This window comes from Nocardia sp. AB354 (assembly GCF_049538315.1).
GTDB classification, from domain to species: Bacteria; Actinomycetota; Actinomycetes; order Mycobacteriales; family Mycobacteriaceae; genus Nocardia; species Nocardia nova.
In genome coordinates this window covers 20,211-34,819 of sequence record NZ_JBMVFU010000011.1, presented here as the reverse complement: position 1 = coordinate 34,819, position 14,609 = coordinate 20,211, and the positions used below count along the sequence as shown (strand labels likewise).

At 68.5% G+C, this 14,609-nt stretch carries 13 protein-coding genes and 2 pseudogenes; 8 read left to right on the top strand and 7 right to left on the bottom strand.

Annotation, left to right across the window (positions count from 1 at the left end; translation table 11 throughout):
• Positions 1–26: 26 nt before the first annotated feature.
• Positions 27–1,436, bottom strand: a complete 1,410-nt coding sequence (locus ACPCUW_RS17580; RefSeq protein WP_423425965.1) for an MFS transporter — start codon at positions 1,434–1,436, stop codon at positions 27–29.
• 96 nt (positions 1,437–1,532) lie between these two features.
• Between ACPCUW_RS17580 and ACPCUW_RS17575 the strand changes: the two genes are divergently transcribed.
• From ACPCUW_RS17575 to ACPCUW_RS17550, 6 genes and pseudogenes are all read left to right on the top strand, one after another.
• Complete coding sequence (locus ACPCUW_RS17575; protein ID WP_423425964.1) at positions 1,533–2,567, top strand: Lrp/AsnC family transcriptional regulator; 1,035 nt, start codon at positions 1,533–1,535, stop codon at positions 2,565–2,567.
• Positions 2,568–2,784: 217 nt separating this feature from the next.
• A complete protein-coding gene (gene recA / locus ACPCUW_RS17570) occupies positions 2,785–3,828 on the top strand; it encodes a recombinase RecA (protein WP_025351561.1) in 1,044 nt (347 codons plus the stop codon).
• A gap of 651 nt (positions 3,829–4,479) precedes the next feature.
• Positions 4,480–5,112 (top strand): annotated as a pseudogene (recX, locus tag ACPCUW_RS17565) (recombination regulator RecX); the annotation flags it as partial.
• Between the two features lie 174 nt (positions 5,113–5,286).
• Positions 5,287–5,718 (top strand): annotated as a pseudogene (locus ACPCUW_RS17560) (hypothetical protein); the annotation flags it as partial.
• Positions 5,719–5,755: 37 nt separating this feature from the next.
• Positions 5,756–6,166: a hypothetical protein gene (locus ACPCUW_RS17555; protein WP_423425962.1), complete on the top strand. Its 411-nt coding sequence runs from the start codon at positions 5,756–5,758 to the stop codon at positions 6,164–6,166.
• A complete protein-coding gene (locus ACPCUW_RS17550; protein WP_423425961.1) occupies positions 6,163–6,363 on the top strand; it encodes a DUF6186 family protein in 201 nt (66 codons plus the stop codon). The genes ACPCUW_RS17555 and ACPCUW_RS17550 overlap by 4 nt, the downstream gene beginning before the upstream one ends.
• 218 nt (positions 6,364–6,581) lie before the next feature.
• On the opposite strand, the gene ACPCUW_RS17545 is transcribed toward ACPCUW_RS17550, so the two are convergent.
• The 4 genes from ACPCUW_RS17545 to ACPCUW_RS17530 form a co-directional block, all read right to left on the bottom strand.
• Positions 6,582–7,487: an amino acid ABC transporter permease gene (locus ACPCUW_RS17545; protein ID WP_423425959.1), complete on the bottom strand. Its 906-nt coding sequence runs from the start codon at positions 7,485–7,487 to the stop codon at positions 6,582–6,584.
• On the bottom strand, positions 7,484–8,170 hold the full coding sequence (locus tag ACPCUW_RS17540) for an amino acid ABC transporter permease (protein ID WP_423425958.1): 687 nt from the start codon (positions 8,168–8,170) through the stop codon (positions 7,484–7,486). The genes ACPCUW_RS17545 and ACPCUW_RS17540 overlap by 4 nt, the downstream gene beginning before the upstream one ends.
• 65 nt (positions 8,171–8,235) lie before the next feature.
• Positions 8,236–9,066: a glutamate ABC transporter substrate-binding protein gene (locus ACPCUW_RS17535; protein ID WP_063017437.1), complete on the bottom strand. Its 831-nt coding sequence runs from the start codon at positions 9,064–9,066 to the stop codon at positions 8,236–8,238.
• Between the two features lie 85 nt (positions 9,067–9,151).
• Entirely contained in the window at positions 9,152–9,880 is a 729-nt protein-coding gene (locus ACPCUW_RS17530) for an amino acid ABC transporter ATP-binding protein (protein ID WP_063017471.1), read from the bottom strand.
• A 297-nt stretch (positions 9,881–10,177) separates the two neighbouring features.
• On the opposite strand from ACPCUW_RS17530, the gene miaB reads away from it, so the two are divergent.
• Together miaB and ACPCUW_RS17520 are read left to right on the top strand one after the other, a co-directional pair.
• On the top strand, positions 10,178–11,770 hold the full coding sequence (gene miaB / locus ACPCUW_RS17525; RefSeq protein WP_423426129.1) for a tRNA (N6-isopentenyl adenosine(37)-C2)-methylthiotransferase MiaB: 1,593 nt from the start codon (positions 10,178–10,180) through the stop codon (positions 11,768–11,770).
• A 138-nt stretch (positions 11,771–11,908) separates the two neighbouring features.
• Positions 11,909–12,490 (top strand): hypothetical protein, encoded by a 582-nt coding sequence (locus ACPCUW_RS17520; RefSeq protein ID WP_030513225.1) that lies wholly within the window; start codon positions 11,909–11,911, stop codon positions 12,488–12,490.
• Between the two features lie 12 nt (positions 12,491–12,502).
• Here ACPCUW_RS17520 and ACPCUW_RS17515 read toward each other — a convergent pair whose 3' ends face one another.
• Positions 12,503–12,904, bottom strand: coding sequence for a nitroreductase family deazaflavin-dependent oxidoreductase (locus tag ACPCUW_RS17515; protein ID WP_064901960.1), 402 nt, complete (start codon positions 12,902–12,904; stop codon positions 12,503–12,505).
• Between the two features lie 91 nt (positions 12,905–12,995).
• On the bottom strand, positions 12,996–14,504 hold the full coding sequence (locus ACPCUW_RS17510; protein ID WP_064907674.1) for a DUF349 domain-containing protein: 1,509 nt from the start codon (positions 14,502–14,504) through the stop codon (positions 12,996–12,998).
• Positions 14,505–14,609: the final 105 nt, after the last annotated feature.

Below are 14,609 nucleotides of genomic sequence, written 5' to 3'. Positions count from 1 at the left end.
ATTTTCTCCGGGCAATCGGCGCCGATTCAGCCGACCTGGATCTCGGCGGCAGCCGGTTCCGCCGGCTCGGTGGTCCCGGCACGGGTGCGGAACAGGGCGAAGGCGATGATGCCGAGAACGATGCCCACCCCCGCCGCCACCGCGACCGCGGCGTCCAGCCCGGACACGAACTGCGACACCGTGATCCGGCCCTCGCCCGCCGAGCTGCGGAATACCGTGCCGAGTACCGCGACACCGAGGGCCAGGCCCAGCTGCCGGGCGGTGTTCACCGCTCCGGCGGCGGTGCCGCTCTGCTGCGGGGGCACCGCGGCCATCGCGACCGCCACCAGCGGCGGCGCGAGCACACCGATGCCGATGCCGATCACCACGTAGCCGAAAAGGAGTGCGCTCCAGGTGGATCCGGCGTCGATCACGCCGAGCAGGCCCGCCCCGATACCTGTGATCACCAATCCGCCACCGATGGTCCAGCGGGGCGCCACGTCGTGTAGCCACCGCCCGAACGCGCCAGAGACCACGAATGCCGTCGCCGCCATCGGCAGCATGGACAGGCCGGCGCGCAGCGGGCTGAGCTGCAACGGCTGCTGCAACCACAGCGAGATCAGGGGACTGCTCGCGAAGGCGGCGAAATTGAAGCCCGCCGCCGCGACCAGGGTGGCCGTGAATTCCCGGTTGCGCAGCAGCGCGAGCGGGAACATCGGTGTGGCGCTGCGTGATTCGACGAGAGCGAAGCCGGCGAGCGCGATCGCGCCGAGGATCAGCGTGGCGACTGCCGCGCCGTCACCCCACCCGTCTTCCCCGCCCCGGATGATGCCGTAGGTCAGCGCGGTCGCCGCGACGGCGAAGGCGGCCATCCCGGCGACGTCCACGCTACGGCCGGGCCGGCGCGGCGACGGGCCGAAGGCGTACAGCGACAGCACGATGGTGACCGCCGCGATCGGCAGGTTCACCAGGAAGATCCACCGCCACGACAGCAGGTCGGTCAGTACCCCGCCGAGCACCACCCCGATGCCAGCGGCCGCCCCGGCGACCGCACCCCACGCGCCGAACGCGGTGCCGCGATCGCGGCCGATGTAGGTGGCGTGCAGCAGCGACAGGGTGGTCGCGAACATGGCCGCACCGCCCACTCCCTGCACGGCCCGCGCGGCCACCAGCAGGGCCGAGGACTGAGCCAGTCCGCAGGCCAGAGAGGCGGCCGCGAATATCGCCAGACCCGCGAGATAGGTGGGTTTGGCGCCGAATCGGTCGGCGAACGAGCCCAGCACCAGCAGCAGTGCCGCCAGGCCCAGCGCGTAGCCGTCGACGACCCATTGCAGCCCCGACAGTCCGGTGCCGAGATCGGCGGCGATGTCCGGGAGCGCGACGTTGACGATCGTGACGTCGATGAGCAGCATGAGCGTGCCGAGGCACGCCGCGAACAAGGGGAGCCATTTCCGCATGGCGACCTCCGGGTAGTGCGAACGATATCGACGCCAAGCGTGCGAGATGTTTGAATATCCATCCAGCTATCCGGCCGTCGATGTGAGATTCCGCCTGTGAACCCCGAAGACGAAATCGAATCCTCCGTTCTCGATACGCTCGACAAGCAGATCGTGCACGGCCTGGTCACCGATGCCCGCATCCCGTTCGCCACCCTCGGCGCGATCCTCGGTGTCTCCGAGCAAACCGTGGCCCGCCGCTATCGATCGATGCGCCAACGCGGCATCCTGCACGTCTCCGGCCAGGTCAACGCCATGCCGCTGGGGAATACGCGCTGGATGCTGCGGGTGCGGTCCACCCCGGACAAGGCGCTGCGGCTGGCCGAATCGCTGGCGCGGCTGCCGGATGTGAGCTGGGTGGCGCTGCTGTCGACCGGTTCGGAGGTCACCTGTGTGAGCCGCCCGCGCTCGATCGAACAGCGAGATGCGTTGCTGCTCAACGTTCTTCCGCGGGCCAGCCAGGTCACCGGGTTGATGGCCTACGAGATCATCCACCGGTTTCCGCTGGCGGAGGAGTGGCCGCGCTACAGCCGCTTGCTGACCGCCGAACAGCTGCGGCGGCTGGGACCGCGGCCCGCGATGAACGATCAGCGTGGACCCGACGCGCCGATGGACCTGTCCGCGGCCGACGAGGCGATGCTCGCGCTGCTGGCCCGCGACGGACGCGCCTCCTATGCCCGGCTGGCGGCCGAAACCGGCTGGAGTTCGACCCGGGTCGCGCGGCGGATGTCCGAGCTGGCGGCGGCGGGCGTGCTGTATTTCGATCTCGATTTCGCCGTCGAGCGCATGGGATACGCGGTGCGGGCCTCGCTGTGGGTGCGGACGCGCCCGGCCGAGCTCGACGCCGTCGGCCGGGCGATCGCCACCCATCCGGAGACGGCGTTCGTCGCGGCCACCACCGGGCCCACCAATCTGGTCGCCTCCATCGTCTGCCGCGACAGTGCGCACCTGTACCGCTACCTCACCGAGCGGCTGGGGGCTCTGGACGGGATCGTCGACGTCGAGGTCACCCCGACGCTGCGGATGCTGAAACAGGCGCAGGCGTTGATGCAGACCGACCGGATCGCGGTGGTGCCGACGGCAACTCGATGACGAGGCCACGGCCGGATCGAGGCCGCATGACCGGCCGGACAGCGCGGCGATTGCCGGGAACGGGGTGCGGCTGTGCGGCTGCCGTGCGTGTCGGCGGGCGCGTCGCTTGCCTCGAACACGTGTTCGTCTAAGCTTGCCGTCAGAACTTGTCGGTGCCGCCCTCTACCGTGGGCGCTAACCACACAACGAGACTTACCCGTCAGAAGGGGAACAGACGATGGCACCACAGGCCTACGACCGCGACAAGGCGCTCGAGCTCGCTCTGGCGCAGGTCGAGAAGAGCTTCGGTAAGGGCGCGATCATGCGCCTGGGCGAGGAGGCGCATCAGCCCATCTCGGTCATTCCGACGGGTTCGATCGCGCTGGATGTGGCGCTGGGCATCGGCGGTCTGCCGCGTGGCCGCGTCGTGGAGATCTACGGTCCGGAATCCTCCGGTAAGACCACGGTCGCTCTGCACGCCATCGCCAACGCGCAGGCCAACGGCGGACTCGCGGCCTTCATCGACGCCGAGCACGCGCTGGATCCGGAATACGCCCGCAAACTCGGTGTCGACACCGACGCCCTGCTGGTGTCGCAGCCCGACACCGGTGAGCAGGCGCTGGAGATCGCCGACATGCTGGTGCGCTCCGGCGCGCTGGACATCATCGTCATCGACTCCGTCGCGGCGCTGGTACCGCGTGCGGAAATCGAGGGCGAGATGGGTGACAGCCACGTCGGTCTGCAGGCCCGCCTGATGAGCCAGGCGCTGCGCAAGATGACCAGTGCGCTCAACAACTCCGGCACCACCGCCATCTTCATCAACCAGCTGCGCGAGAAGATCGGCGTGATGTTCGGCTCGCCCGAAACCACCACGGGTGGTAAGGCATTGAAGTTCTACGCCTCCGTGCGTCTGGATGTGCGCCGCATCGAGACGCTGAAGGACGGCAGCGATGCGGTGGGTAACCGCACCCGCGTCAAGGTCGTCAAGAACAAGGTGTCGCCGCCGTTCAAGCAGGCCGAATTCGACATCCTCTACGGTGCCGGCATCTCCAAGGAGGGCTCGATCATCGATATGGGTGTCGATCAGGGCTTCATCCGCAAGTCCGGCTCCTGGTACACCTACGAGGGCGATCAGCTCGGCCAGGGCAAGGAGAACGCCCGCAAGTTCCTGTTGGAGAACACGGACGTACGCGACGAGATCGAGAAGAAGATCAAGGAGAAGCTCGGCATCGGTGCCGACGTCACCGCAGACGCGGGTGCCGAGGCGCCCGTCGACTTCTAACCGATGCCGCACCGGGAAGCGCCGGGGTCCACACCCCTCCCGGACCCTGGCGCCTCTCGGCTCGACGCCGTCGAACGCCTGCGGCGGCAACTGGAAGACATCGACTCTCGCTCCCGGCGCAGTGGCGACCCGGACGACGAGTCGTGGTCGAAACCCGTTCGCCGACAGGGCGGTTCGTCCCGTCGTCGACGATCGAAGCCGGCCGTGGGGGATTCGCCCACCGGTGTATGGCGTTCCGACGACGGCCCGGTGCCCCAGCATGATTCGGTCGATGACACGGGCACACCCGAACCCGTGGACCGGCCGGTATTCGAGCCTGAGCTTCCGCCCCGCATCGAGCCGGAGATTCGGTCCGCGGCCGAGTCCGAGGTTCGGCGTGGTGGTGGGCTCGAGGGGCGGGACGGTTCCGGGCCTGAGGGGCGGATGCGGTCGAGTGTCGAAGCCGCGATCTCCGGTCGATTCGGTAAGGGCTCTGCGACACAAGACTCCCAAGCGCGCAATCGACTTGGTGCACTGCAGGGCGAGGTCGACGCGTTGCAGCGTGGGTGGGGCGAGCGTGGCGACAGGGATCGTCGGCATGGCCGCGCTCACCGGGCGGAGGGACACTCGCAGGGTGGCGACAACGGCTCGTTTGTTCCGGGCGACGGCCCCGTGGCGTACCCCCGGTCGGATGACGGGGCAGACGACCGGGGCTCGAGAAAACGGTCACGCGGAGACGGCGGCGACAAGGGAGGGCGCCGGGGTTCGCGGCGTCGATCCGGCACCGACGGCGGGAAGCGTTCCGACGCCGCGCAATCCGCTGCACCGAAGGCGGGGACCGAGGCGCAGGCCAAGGACATCTGCCTGCGCCTGCTCACCGATCGGGCGCGCAGCCGCGCCGAACTGGCGGACAAACTGGCGGCCAAGGGGTTCGCGTCCGAGGTCGCCGAGCGGGTATTGAACCGCCTCGCCGAGGTCGGGCTGATCGACGATGCGGCCTTCGCCGAACAGTGGGTGCATTCCCGTCACACCTTCTCCGGCAAGGGGAAAAAGGTTCTCGCGCAAGAACTTCGACGGAAAGGGGTGTCCGACGCCGACGCCGGGCCCGCGCTGGCCGCCATCACCCCGACCGACGAGAGCGCCCGCGCCGCCGAACTGGTCCGCCGCAAACTCACCACCCTGCCGCCGGACCTCCCCACCGACAAGAGGACCAACCGGCTGGTGAGCATGCTCGCCCGCCGCGGCTACAACCAGTCCATGGCCTACGCCGTGGTCAAGGACGAGCTCGCCGCGGCCGCCACGTCGAGCAATGGCCCCGACGGTTTCGACCACACAGATCCCGTCGCGGACGACGAACCCGCAGACGGTGCCGGGCCTCTTGCAGCGGAACATCATTCGCCGAAGGGCCGGGACGGCGGAGGGGCCGGGCTCGGCGGGACCGGGGCGGCGTCGCGGAAGTCCGGGACCGACGACGCCGAGCACGCCGCGGAGTTGGTGCGGAAAAAGCTCGCGACGCTGTCGCGCGATGTACCGCGGGACAAGGTAACCGCGCGGCTGGTGGGCATGCTCGCCCGCCGCGGCTACCCGCAGTCCATGGCGTATGCCGTGGTGAAGGATGAAATGGCCGCGGCCGCGCAATCCTTTGCCGCACAGCCGAACCGGACCGAGAACTCCGTCGGCGATACCGAGGAGAGCGCCGGCACGGATGCGGTAGCGGCGGATTCCGGCCACGACGACGTGGAGCGAGCAGCGGAACTGGTGCGCCGCAAAATGCGCACTCTGCCGCGAAACCTCTCTGAGGACAAGGTAGTCAACCGCCTCGTCGGCATGCTCGCCCGCCAGGGATACCGGCAGTCGATCGCCTACGCCACCGTGCGCGCCGAACTCGCACAGGATTACCCGCCCGCGTGACTCGACCGGTGTCCGGTGCAGGCCCTATGCTGCGCTGATGACCACCGACGTGCGGGGCGGCGGCAGCCGACGCCGACACGTCGGGGCGGTCGCCGTCTGGGTCGGGCTGGCGGTGGCGGGGTCGTTCACCCGTCCGTTCGGTGTCGCCGCGACGGTGCTGGTCGCCGGTGTCGCAGTCGTGGTCGCCGTCGGTGCCCTTCGGGTCGGGACACGGCGAATGTCGCTCACGCCGGCGGTTCGGCGCGGGGTTGTTGTGTGGTCGATCCTGTTCGCAGCCGCACTGGCGTGGGAACTGTATGCCTGGCTGTCCCAGCCCGCACTGCTCGTCCCGAACGCTGCCCATCCGACCCTGTCGACCCTGCTCAGCCCCGCGCTGGAGGCTGGGCCGGGCCGCTTCATCGGATGGCTGATCTGGTTGGGAGCCGGATGGTGGCTGGTGCGGAAATGACCGATCGCGCCCTCGTGATCACGGGATTCGCCGTCCTGGCCGTCATCGTGATCAGCACGGCGGTGGTGGCACATTGGCGCCGTTTGTCGTTCGCCGGCCTCGGCGACACCGTCCGCTATCTGACCCGCACCCGAACCGCCCGCATCGTCGCGGTAATCCTGTGGGCGTGGCTCGGCTGGCATTTCCTGGCCAGATAGTCGCAGGGAAGGCGCAGCGGCCGATTGGACACCCATCCCCGGCCGCCGCGAGTGGCGTGGCCCGGCGACCGGGGTGGTGCGCGTCCAGGATCGACCATCGAGCCGGCGGGTGCGAGGGTTGTGCTCGGTGCGAGCGCAACTCGTCCCGCGGAAGACGTCGACACCGTCGCCCTGCCCAGCTGCGCACCCGAATCCGCCGCGATCGCCGAACCGCCCGGTTACGGCGCCGCGGTCCGGCTCAGCGACAGATCCACGCCCGGCGCGGCATCGGTGAGCACCGAATTCACACCCAGCACCGTCCGCCCCCGGCGCCGCGACCGCAACCGCTGCTCCACTCTGGTGGCGAGGACAGTCAGCGCCCAGTTCAGGGCGATCATGATAACGGCGACCACGATCAGCGCCGGCACGGTGTTCTGCTCGGCCGCACCCAGCTGCTGACCCTGGCGCACGATTTCCTGATAGGTGATCTGGTAGCCGAGTGCGGTGTCCTTGAGCGCCACGACCATCTGCGAGATCAGCGCAGGCAGCATCGCCGTCACCGCCTGCGGCAGCAGGATGATCCGCATCATCTGCCCCTTGCGCAATCCCAGCGCCTGGGCCGCCTCGGTCTGGCCGCGCGGCAGCGATCGAATGCCCGAGCGCACGATCTCGGCGATCACCGACCCGTTGTACACGGTCAGGGCGATCACCACGGCCGCCAGCGCCAGCTGGTCGGAGGCGAACAGATTGTTTTTGGCGAACCAGTTGTAGAGGAAGATCATCAGGATCAGCACCGGAATGGCCCGGGCCACCTCGACGATCACCCCGGCCACCCACCGCACGACGCGATGCTCGGACAGGCGCAGCAAGCCGAAGACCACGCCGATCACCATCGCGAACACGATCGCCAGCGCGGCGGCCACGAGGGTGCCGCGCAAGCCGGGCAGGATGTAGGTCTGCCAGACCTCCGACTCTACGAACGGCTTCCACTTCTCGGCGGTGAGCTGGCCCTTCTCGTCGAACGCCCGCCACACCAGCCAGCCGAGCACCACCAGGACCGCCAGCACCAGCACCGAATACAGCGCATGCCGCCGGCGCGCCTTCGGGCCGGGGACGTCGTAGAGGACCGAGGCATTCGCACTCATCGCTTCACCTCGAATCGCTTGGCCAGCCAGCCGAACAGCAATCCGGTGGGCAGCGTGAGAATGACGAAGCCGAGGGCGAAGATCGCGCCGATGGCGAGAATGTCGGCCTCGGTCTCGTTCATGGAGGCCATCAGTGCCGCCGCCTCGGCCACACCGATCGCCGACGCGATCGTGGAATTCTTCGTCAGCGCGATCAATACGCTGCCCAGCGGCGCGATCACCGACCGGAACGCCTGCGGCAACACCACATGTCGCAGATTCTGACCGAAAGTCAAGCCCAGTGACCGTCCCGCCTCGGACTGCCCCAGCGGCACGGTGTTGATACCCGCGCGCAGCGATTCACACACGAACGACGCCGTGTACACACTCAAGCCGAGGACGGCGAAACGAAAGTTGTTGGTGGGCAGGAAATCCAGCCCCGAACTCTCACTCGCGAGTTTGATGCCCAGGGTCGTGTAGAGACCGAGTGAGCAGAACACCAGGATCAACGTGAGCGGGGTATTGCGGAACACGGTCACATACGCGGTACCGATCCACCGCGCCACCGGAATCGGCGACACTCGCATCGCCGCCACCAGGGTGCCGATGATCAGCGCCCCGACGGCGGAGAACGCGGTCAGTTCGATGGTTACCCAGAAGGCGTCCCACAGCTGATTGTCGTATCGGGAGATCAAGTCGAACACGGTGGACGCGCCCTCCTACTTCTCTGTGCCGGACAGGGTTCCGGGCGGCCGGAACCTGCGCCGAATCAGTAGCGGTCGACCTGCGGCGGCGACGGGATCGGGAAGGTGTTGCCGAAGTTCTTCTCCAGCGAGGCTTTCCAGGAGCCGTCGTTGATCATCGCCTCGATCGCATCGTTGATCTTGTCGCGAGACTCCTTGTCGCCCTTCTTCAGGCCGATGCCGTAGTTCTCGGTCGTGAACGGCTGCCCGACCACCTTCAACTGGCCCGGAGATTGCGCGGCGTAACCGGCCAGAATGATGTTGTCGGTGGTGACCGCGTCCACCGCCCCGGATTTCAGCGCCTCCACGCACAGCGAATAGGTGTCGTATTCCTGCAACTGCACATCGTTGGCGAAATTCTTCTGAATGTTCTGCGCCGGTGTGGATCCCTTCACCGAGCAGAGCTTCTTGCCGCCCTTCAGCGATTCCGGACCGGTGATATCGGCGTTGTCGGCGCGCACCAGCAAGGATTGGCCCGCAACGTAATACGGCCCGGCGAAGTCGACCTTCTGCTTGCGCTGATCGGTGATCGAATAGGTGGCGACCACATAGTCGACCTGCCCGTTCTGGATCAGCGTCTCGCGTTGTGCGGAGGGAGCCTCCTTGAAGGTGATCTTGTCGGGGCTCACGCCGAGCTTTCCGGCGACGTAGGTCGCCACATCCACATCGAATCCGGAGAACGACCCGTCCCGATTGCGCAGGCCCAGACCCGGCTGATCGAATTTGATGCCGATGGTGAGTTTGCCTTCCGACGCGTGTTCGGTGGCGGTCTTGTTGCTGCCGCCGCCGCATCCGGTCGCGACGACCGCGATGGCCAGCGCGCCGATGCCGAACCGCAGCGCTCGGGTGATCCTCATCGAATGCCTTCTCTCTCGTGAAGTGTGAAGGGTCCTCCGCGGTGCGCGGGCCGATCATCGATCCCGCCGCGGTCGTGCATTGCGATCAATGGCTCAAGATTTTGCCCAGGAAATCCTTGGCACGCTCGGAAGCGGGTGCGGTGAAGAAGGTTTCGGGCGCCGTGTCCTCGACGATCCTGCCGTCGGCCATGAACAGCACACGGTCTCCGGCGCGGCGGGCGAATCCCATCTCGTGCGTGACCACCAGCATGGTCATGCCCTCCTTGGCCAATGCGACCATCACCTCCAGCACCTCGTTGACCATTTCCGGATCCAGCGCCGAGGTGGGCTCGTCGAACAGCATCACCTTCGGATTCATCGCCAACGCCCGGGCGATGGCCACGCGCTGCTGCTGACCGCCCGACAGCTGCGCCGGATACTTGTCGGCCTGATCGGCGATGCCCACCCGCTCGAGCAGTTCCAGTGCCCGCGCGCGGGCCTGCTTCTTGTCGATGCGGCGCACCTTGACCGGCCCGAGCACGACGTTGTCCAGGATCGTCTTGTGCGCGAACAGATTGAACGACTGGAACACCATGCCCACGTCGGCGCGCAACTTCGCCAGTGCGCGGCCCTCGGCCGGAAGCTCGACACCGTCGACGGCGATGGTGCCGGAATCGATCGGCTCGAGCCGATTGACGGTGCGGCACAACGTGGATTTGCCCGACCCGGAGGGGCCGAGCACGATCACCACCTGCCCCCGCGGCACCTCCAGATTCACATCGCGCAGCACATGCAGATCACCGAAATGCTTGTCCACGTTGCGCATCGAGATCATCGGTGGAACGGTCGCGGTTCCCGCGGATGCCTCGGCCGCGACCGGATCGGAGGTGTTCCCAGCGCTGGCGGTGCCGGGTGTTGCGTCGGCAGCATCGGTCATGACAGTCGACCCTAGAGCGGTCCTGCGCGAAATGCGCACTTTTGGCGCGTGCGTCGCGCCGTCGCCGCCTGCGCTTAACCCGGTGGTGACCTGGGCACCCGCCCGCGTGACCGGCGTCACCGCGGCCCGGTCCCGGGCGACCGGGGTGGGCGTCCGATTTCGCGCAGCGTCTACCCTGGACCCGTGAATTCGTCCATGCAGGTTGCAGCGCATTCGGCTGCGGGACGCGCCCCCGGATCGGCCACCGATCCGCAGTCCCCGCGGACCTACGAGGTGCGCACCTACGGCTGCCAGATGAACGTGCACGACTCCGAACGGCTGTCGGGCCTGCTCGAGGACGCCGGATACACCAAGGCGACGGGCGGGCAGACCGCCGATCTGGTGGTGTTCAACACCTGCGCGGTGCGCGAGAACGCCGACAACAAACTGTACGGAACGCTCGGACATCTGGCCCCGATCAAGGCCGAGCGGCCCGGTATGCAGATCGCGGTCGGCGGCTGCCTGGCGCAAAAGGACCGCGACACCGTCGTGCGCAAGGCGCCCTGGGTCGATGTCGTCTTCGGCACCCACAACATCGGGTCGCTGCCGGTGCTGCTCGAGCGCGCCCGCCACAACGAGCAGGCGCAGGTCGAAATCCTGGAATCGCTGGAGGCCTTCCCGTCCACGCTGCCGGCTCGTCGCGAATCCGCCTACGCCGGCTGGGTGTCGATCTCGGTGGGCTGCAACAACACCTGCACGTTCTGCATCGTGCCCTCGCTGCGCGGCAAAGAGGTCGACCGGCGGCCGGGCGACGTGCTGGCCGAGGTGCAGGCGCTGGTGGATCAGGGCGTGCTCGAGGTGACGCTGCTCGGGCAGAACGTCAACTCCTACGGGGTGAACTTCGCCGAACCCGCACTGCCGCAAGGGCATCCGGCCGACTTCGCGCCCGAACACCGGGATCGCGGCGCCTTCGCGAAATTGCTGCGCGCCTGCGGCAGCATCGACGGGCTCGAGCGGGTGCGTTTCACCTCGCCGCATCCGGCGGAATTCACCGACGACGTCATCGAGGCGATGGCGCAGACTCCGAACGTGTGCCCGCAGCTGCACATGCCGCTGCAATCGGGTTCGGACCGGGTGCTCAAGGCGATGCGCCGGTCCTACCGCAAGGATCGCTACCTCGGCATCATCGAGAAGGTGCGGGCCGCGATGCCGCACGCCGCGATCACCACCGACATCATCGTCGGCTTCCCCGGCGAGACCGAGGAGGATTTCCAGGAGACCCTGGACGTCGTCCGGCAGGCGCGGTTCACCAGCGCCTTCACCTTCCAGTATTCGATCCGTCCCGGCACGCCCGCGGCCACCATGGCCGATCAGGTGCCCAAGGCGGTGGTCCAGGAGCGCTACGACCGGTTGATCGAACTGCAGGAACAGGTCTCGCTGGAAGCCAATCGCGCGCTGATCGGCACCGAGGTCGAACTGCTGGTCGCCGAGGGCGCCGGTAAGAAGAACGCGGCGACCGCGCGGATGAGCGGCCGGGCGCGCGACGGCCGGCTGGTGCACTTCCGGCCCGGCGACGCGGCGATCCGGCCCGGCGATATCGTCACCGTCGACATCACCGAGGCGGCGCCCCACCACCTCATCGCCGACGGTCCGGTCCACACCCACCGCCGCACCCGCGCCGGCGATGCGCACGAACGCGGTGTACTGCCGAAGACCGCACCGATCGGGGTGGGCCTCGGACTGCCGCGGATCGGTGCCCCGGAGACTCCGCCGGCGGCCGCCGGTTGTGACACCGGATGCGGGGCGTGACCGATGGCCGAACGCGGGAACGAGGACGCCGATCGCGACACCACACCGGAGCGATCCGGTGACGCTTCCGCGCCGCAGCACCCGCACCAGCCACCGGCGCAGCAGCGCAACGATGCGACCGAGCCGAATGAGGAGAGCATGAACCCCGCAGAGTCGAAGGTCTTCGAGCAGTTCCGCGGCGACCTCGAGGCCGTCGAACGCAAGATCGCCGGCGAGATCGATCCCGGGACGCGGGCGATGGTGGTCGCGATCGCGGTGTTCGTCCTGCTGCTGTCGCTGATCCTGCCGCATGCCGGCGCCGCCCGCGGCCTGGATGTGCTGGCCTTCGACAACCACGCGCAGGCCGAGCACATCGGGCTGCCGTCGCGGGTCTTCGAATGGTTCGTGGTGATCTTCGGGATCGGGTTCTCGTCGCTGGCGCTGGTCACCCGCCGCTGGGCGCTGGCTTGGGTCGCGGTCGCCGGATCCGCGGTGGGCAGCGTTTTCGGGGTCCTCTCGATCTGGCACCGCCAGACCCCCGGCCTCGGCAACTACCACGGCGCCGGACCGGGCATCGGACTGATTCTGGCCACGATCGGGATCGTGGTGCTGACCTTCCACTGGATCCGCGTGGTGTGGAGCCGGACCGCGCTCCAGCTCGAGGCCGAAGAGCGCCGGCGCATCGCGGCCGCCGAAAAGGAAGAGCAGGACCGGCGCCGGCTGTTCGGCGACGACAAGTAGCCGGTCCGGCGCTCAGCGTCGCAACGCCACCACGGGGATGGTGCGCTCGGTCTTCTTCGCGTGGTCGGCGAAGAACGGATACAACGCGGTGAGCTCCGTCCACGCCCGGTCGTAGTCGGCGCCCTGCAGCGGTACCGCGGTGGCCGGATAGGTCTCCCGGTCGACCTCGACCGTCACCGCCGGATCGGCGACGAGGTTCAGATACCAGTCCGGATGTTGCGGGGCGCCCACGTTCGAGGCGACGACGAGCAACCGGTCGCCGTCGGGATGGAACATCATCGGCGTGGTGTGCGGCGTCCCCGACCGCCGGCCGGTGGTGGTGAGAAGCACCAGACGATCCCGGTGCATCCCCTCGATCGGGCCACCGGCGCGGAACTGCTCGATGACGCCTCGATTGATCTCGCGGACATCCATGGTCGGCTCCTCGTCGAGATTGCTGCGGGGCGGCGGCGCGTACCGGCCGGTCGGCGGCGAACTCGACACCGCCGGCCGGCGAACGAACGGCTCAGCGCCGGCTGACCGCACCCTCGGCGGCATCCGCCCATTCACGCCATTGCTTGGCCTGCTCGAGCGCCTTCTCGGCATCGCGCGTGCGGCCCGCCGCCTCGGCCTTGGCCGCCTGCTCCTCGAACTGGGCGACCCGCTCGCGGAACTGCGCCGCGCGAGCCATCGCTTCGGGGTCGGTACGCCGCCACTGGGCGTCCACCGCCTCGCGTACCCGCTTCTCCAGCGCCCGCAGTTTGCCCTCGAGTTCGTGCATGCGCTCGCGCGGCACCTTGCCGACCGCATCCCACCGCTCCTGCAGTTCGCGTAGGGCGGCGCGCGCGGAATCCAGTGTCGCGGAATCGGGTTCGATGTGCTCGGGGATGCGGTCCTCGTAGTGGCGCAGCAGTTCCTCCTTGGCCGCCGCGTTCTGCCCGAATTCGGCATCGCGTTCGGAGGCGGCGGCGTTGCGCGCGGCGAAGAACACGTCCTGGGCGCTTTTGAAGCGCCGCCACAACTGCTCGTCGGCCTCGCGGGGGGCGCGCCCGGCCGCCTTCCACTCGGTCAGCAGATCCCGGAAGACCGCGGCGGTGCCCACCCAGTCGGTGGAATCGGACAGCTCCTCGGCCCGCGCGCACAGTTCCTCTTTGCGTGCCTTCGCGGCGGCGCGTTCGCGATCGAGTTCGGCGAAGTGCGCGCCCCGTCGGCGGTTGAACGCCTCGCGCGCCTTGGAGAAGCGCCGCCACAGTGCGTCGTCGACCTTGCGGTCCACCCCGCGGATGGACTTCCACTCCTCGAGGATTTCACGCAGCCGGTCACCGGCCGCCTTCCACTGGGTGGATTCGGCGGCGATCTGCTCGGCCTCCGCGCACAGCGCCTCCTTGCGCTCGGTGTGCTCGTGCCGGGTGCGTTCCTTCTCCTCCTTGGCGTGGGCGGCCGCCTCGTCGGAATGTTCGATGATCGCCTGCAGACGCTGCGCCAGACCGTCCACATCGCCGATCACCGCCGCGGTGGGCAGGGATTCGGCGAGCGCGACGGCCGCGGCCTTGGTCTTGCGGGCGTCCGTGCCGGCCGCGAGGCGAGCCTCGAGCAGCGCGACCTCGGTGGCCAGATCGTCGAAGCGACGCCCGAAATGCGCCAGGCCCTCGGCGGCGTCACCGGCCTGCCACGAGCCGACGACGCGTTCGCCGCCGCCGGTTTTGACCCAGGCGGTGCCGTCGTCGTCGACCCGGCCCCATTCGCTGGGATCGCTGACGGTCGGCACGACCACCGGATGCGGATGCTCATGGGCGGGGCCGGGGACGGGAGCCGGTTTGACGTGGTGCGTCGCCGCCGGTTTCGCCGCCGGTTCGGCTCGCTGCGCCGCAGAGGGTTTGGGCGCGCCCGGCTTGGGTACTCCCGGGCGTGGCGCCGCGCCGGGCTTCGGGGCGGCATCGGCCGGAGTCGGACGCTTCGCGGCGGGATTGCTGGACTGCTGCGCCGCGCCGGTTTCCGGATGCACTGCCTTCTCGGTTCCGCTGTTGTCGGTCATCGCTCCTCATCCCTGCCGCGCGTCACGGCTGCCTGGTTACGCCCTAGCAGATCCCATTCAACCAGCCAATAGACAGAATTGCCCTCTCTTGCGAACGGTGGCGTG